General features: G+C 65.6%; 5 protein-coding genes. All 5 read right to left on the bottom strand.

Translation table 11 applies throughout. From position 1 onward, the window contains the following. Positions 1 to 230, bottom strand: a 230-nt coding sequence (locus K5Q19_RS06760; protein WP_292942534.1) for a TCP-1/cpn60 chaperonin family protein, incomplete at its 3' end; no start/stop codon positions are given. Between the two features lie 49 nt (positions 231 to 279). After that, positions 280 to 567, bottom strand: a complete 288-nt coding sequence (gene groES, locus K5Q19_RS06755; RefSeq protein WP_292942532.1) for a co-chaperone GroES — start codon at positions 565 to 567, stop codon at positions 280 to 282. A gap of 118 nt (positions 568 to 685) precedes the next feature. After that, a complete protein-coding gene (locus K5Q19_RS06750; RefSeq protein WP_292942529.1) occupies positions 686 to 2,062 on the bottom strand; it encodes an MATE family efflux transporter in 1,377 nt (458 codons plus the stop codon). A gap of 105 nt (positions 2,063 to 2,167) precedes the next feature. Beyond that, positions 2,168 to 2,545, bottom strand: a complete 378-nt coding sequence (gene rplL, locus K5Q19_RS06745; protein WP_054122581.1) for a 50S ribosomal protein L7/L12 — start codon at positions 2,543 to 2,545, stop codon at positions 2,168 to 2,170. A 72-nt stretch (positions 2,546 to 2,617) separates the two neighbouring features. Further along, positions 2,618 to 3,133: a 50S ribosomal protein L10 gene (gene rplJ, locus K5Q19_RS06740; protein ID WP_292942537.1), complete on the bottom strand. Its 516-nt coding sequence runs from the start codon at positions 3,131 to 3,133 to the stop codon at positions 2,618 to 2,620. Between the last annotated feature and the right edge of the window lie 16 nt (positions 3,134 to 3,149).

The raw sequence follows: 3,149 nt of genomic DNA, 5'->3' as shown, positions 1-3,149 counted from the left end.
ACTTCGCGCAGCATCTGCGCGCCCATGTTCTCGAACTTGTCCTTGAGCTCGATTTCCTTGGCGACGGTGACGCCGTCCTTGGTGATGCGGGGCGCGCCGAAGCTCTTGTCGATCACGACGTTGCGGCCCTTGGGGCCCAGCGTGACCTTGACGGCATCAGCGAGGATATCGACGCCGCGCAGAATGCGTTCACGCGCGTCGCGGCCGAACTTTACGTCCTTGGCAGCCATGATGATTTCCTTTGAATGAAATGGAGGTGGGGAAGAAGGTCCGGCTGGATCAGCCGATCACGCCGAGGATGTCGGATTCCTTCATGATCAGCAGGTCTTCGCCGCCGACCTTGACTTCGGTGCCCGACCACTTGCCGAACAGGACGCGGTCACCGACCTTGACGTCGAGCGGGGTGATCGTGCCGTTCTCGGCGCGGGCGCCCGAACCGATCGCCACGATCTCGCCCTCGGCGGGCTTTTCCTTGGCGCTGTCGGGGATGATGATGCCGCCGGCGGTCTTTTCCTCGGCTTCGACGCGGCGCACGAGCACGCGGTCGTGCAGCGGACGGAAGGTCATGGGTATCTCCCTTGTTCCATGATACAGAAATGGCACTTGGCACTCTCGGGGGGAGAGTGCCAGCGGTGCGCATATGGGTGGGGGGCAATGCGAGGTCAACCTCTCGCGCCCAAGTTTTTTAGGCGGGCAGCAGCCCCAGACCGGCACGCCGGTACCAGCGCCAGAGCATCAGCGCGGCGACCACGATGAGCCCGACGGCAAGCCCGATCCACACGCCAAGGCCCTGCAGCGGTGTCATCAGGCCAAGCCAGAGCGCAGTGCCGATGCCCGGAATCCAGTAGCCGAACAAGGCAATGCCCATCGGCACGCGGGTATCCTGCAGCCCGCGCAGCAGCGCCGCGCCGACAGCCTGCGCGCCGTCGAAGATCTGGAACGCCGCGGCGACGACCATGTACTGCGTCGCCAGCGCCACGAGCCGCGCATTGGCCGGGTCCGCCGGGTCGATATAGGCAGCGAGAATGAGGTTGGGGAACACCAGCATCAGGCTCGCCATCGCGGCCATGAAGCCGATGCCGAGCACCAGCGAAACCTGGCCCGCCCGCGTGATCGCTGCCTTGTCGCGCGCGCCATAGGCAAGGCCGACGCGGATTGTCGCGGCCTGGGCGATGCCGAACGGCACCTGGAAAGTGAACGCGGCAAACTGCAGCGCGACGGTGTGCGCGGCGAGTTCCACCTCGCCGATGCGGCCCATCAGGAACGCGGCACCGTTGAACATGCCCGCTTCGGCAATGATCGTCGCGGTGATCGGCAAGCCGATGCGCAGCACGTCGACGAAGCGCACCCAGTCCGGCCGCCACCAGCGTCCGCCGAAGCGGTAGCGGCGCAGGCGTCGGTCGCTGCGGATGACCGCGATATAGGCGCCCAGCATGAAAAGCCCGGTGATGATGCTCGAGATTGCCGAGCCGGTCAGGCCCAGCGCCGGCATGCCGAAATGGCCGAACACGAAGGTATAGTTGCCGAGTGCGTTGACGCCGACCGCCAGCCCGTTGATCGCGGTGCCGATCATCGGGCGTCCCAGAGTCGACACCACGGTGCGCAGCAGCGCCGAAAGCACGGCAGGGATCATGGCCCACATCAGCACGCCAAGGAACGGCACGGCGAGCGCGATGACGTCGGCGCTCTGGCCGGTCAGGCGCATGATCGGCCCGCCCAGCATGCAGATGCCCATCGCGCCCACGGCTGCCAGAACGCCGGCCCAACCCGCCATGCGGACCGTGCGGCGTACTTCGCGCACGGCATGGCGGCGCGCGCCGATTTCCGCAGCGATCAAGGGGGAAGCCGCACCGACGAGGCCGGACAGGCTCCACACCAGCAAGCCGAACAGCGAGACCGACAGCGCCGAGGCGGCAAGCGCGACCGGCCCGAGCCGTGCAACGAAGATCACGTCCACTGCCCAGACCGCCATCTGCAGCAGGTTCGCCGCCACCAGCGGCGCCGCGAGGTGCAGCGTCGCGCGCCATTCATCGCTCCAGCGGGTGGGGGGATTCTCGAACATGGGGTGGCCTTAGGGGGGTAATGCGCAAAGAAAAAGGGCGGACCTTGCGGCCCGCCCTCTTCGTGCATGGCGGCGGGCCGTGGCCTGCCGCGCTGCAAATCGAGATTACTTGATCTCGACGGTGCCGCCGGCAGCTTCGATCTTGGCCTTGATGTCCTCGGCCTCGGCCTTGTTGACACCTTCCTTGATCGCCTTCGGGGCGGCTTCGACGAGCGCCTTGGCTTCGGTCAGGCCGAGCGCGGTGATGGCGCGCACTTCCTTGATGACCTGGATCTTCTTGCCGCCGTCGCCGGTCAGGATGACGTCGAATTCGGTCTTCTCTTCGACCGGAGCAGCGGCTTCGCCGCCACCGGCGGGCGCAGCAACGGCAACGGCAGCAGCGGCGCTGACGCCCCATGCTTCTTCGAGAGCCTTGGCGAGGTCAGCGGCTTCGAGAACGGTGAGCTTCGAAAGTTCGGCAACGAGATTGGCGATATCGGCCATGATGATAACTCCTCAATGTGGTGTGCCCGAATGGGCGAATGATCAGAAAAACAGGTCTGGGACTGTTGTCGCTTACGCGGCATCCTTCTCGGCGTAGGCAGCGAAGACGCGCGCCAGCTTGGCCGCCGGAGCGGTCGTGAGCTGGGCGATCTTGGTCGCCGGAGCCTGAACGAGGCCGATGAGCTTGGCGCGCATCTCGTCGAGCGAGGGCATCGTGGCGAGTGCCTTGATCCCATCGGCGTCGAGAACGACCGTGCCCATTGCACCGCCAACGATTTCGAGCTTGTCGTTGGTCTTGGCGAAATCGACGACGACCTTGGCGGCCGCCACCGGATCCGCCGAAGCGGCGATGCCGGTGGGACCGGTGAAGAGGTCACTCATGCCCTCGTACGCGGTGCCCTTGGCGGCAATCTTGGCCAGACTGTTCTTCGCAACCTTGAACGAAGCGCCCGCCTCGCGGACCTTGATGCGCAAGGCGGTGGACTGGGCCACCGTCAAGCCGAGGTTGCGGGTGACAACCACCGCGCCTGCCTCGTTGAACACCTCGGTCAGGAAGGCGACCGATTCGGCTTTCTGCGAACGATCCATGCCATACTCCTTCACA

It is taken from the genome of Novosphingobium sp., assembly GCF_019748365.1.
GTDB lineage: Bacteria > Pseudomonadota > Alphaproteobacteria > Sphingomonadales > Sphingomonadaceae > Novosphingobium.
The sequence above is the reverse complement of the archived record's forward strand: the minus strand, read 5'-3'. Positions and strand labels throughout refer to the sequence as shown.